The 947-nt window shown below is 65.6% G+C and carries 1 protein-coding gene; it reads right to left on the bottom strand.

Annotated elements, in window-relative coordinates:
• Positions 1 to 18 precede the first annotated feature (18 nt).
• The coding region (locus IVB13_RS18785) for an IS3 family transposase (RefSeq protein WP_247489956.1) at positions 19 to 947 on the bottom strand (929 nt) is incomplete at its 5' end.

The following is a 947-nucleotide window of genomic DNA, read 5'->3' as shown; positions in this document are numbered from 1 at the left end:
TGACCTGCCCCCGAGCTTTCATCCAGCGGCAATTAGAGTCTCGGCTTGTTTTACGCCACGAGGCGCGGGTGGAGCAACATGCGATCGGCGGAGCTGGTCGGGGTTGCGCAGCCGATCGCATGTTGCGGTGAGGGAGGCGGCGTAGGCCGCCGGGGTGAGATAGCCCAGCGCCGAATGTGGGCGCTGGCGGTTATAATCGTCGGCCCATTCGGCAATGCGGCTGCGGGCGTGATCAAGGCTGAGAAACAGGGTTTCATTGAGAAGCTCGTCGCGCATTCGGCCATTAAAGCTTTCGCAGAACCCGTTCTGCATCGGCTTGCCCGGCGCAATGAAGTGCCAATCGATGATGTGCTGCTCGGCCCACGCCAACATGGCGTTCGAGGTAAACTCGGTGCCATTGTCGGAAACGATCATGCCGGGCTTGCCGCGCTGTTCGATCAGCGCGGTCAGTTCGCGCGCCACTCGGCGTCCCGAGATCGAGCTATCGGGGATCGCCGCCAGGCATTCCCGGGTGACGTCGTCGACGACGTTCAGGATCCGGAAACGCCGACCGCACGCGAACTGGTCATGGACAAAGTCCAGCGACCAGCGGGCATTCGGCCTGGCCTCGACCAGGATTGGAGCCCGTACGCCCACAGCGCGGCGGCGGGCGCGCCGCTTGCGTACGGTCAGGCCCTCCTCGCGATACAGCCGGTAGATCCGGTTGATCCCGGACGGCTCGCCGCGCTGCCGCAGCAGCACGAACAGCCGCCGGTAGCCGAACCGCCTGCGCGCATGGGCGAGCTCACGCAACTCGATGCGCAGTTCGGTATCCGGCCGCCGACACGAGCGGTATCGGATCATCTTGCGGTCGGCGCTGACGATCGAGCAGGCCCGCCGTTCCGACAGGCCGAGTTCGGCCTGCAGATGCGCGACAGCCTCGCGCTGGGCGGCGGGCCCTACCATTA

The organism is Bradyrhizobium sp. 17 (genome assembly GCF_023073515.1).
Taxonomy (GTDB): domain Bacteria; phylum Pseudomonadota; class Alphaproteobacteria; order Rhizobiales; family Xanthobacteraceae; genus Bradyrhizobium; species Bradyrhizobium canariense_D.
The sequence above is the reverse complement of the archived record's forward strand: the minus strand, read 5'-3'. Positions and strand labels throughout refer to the sequence as shown.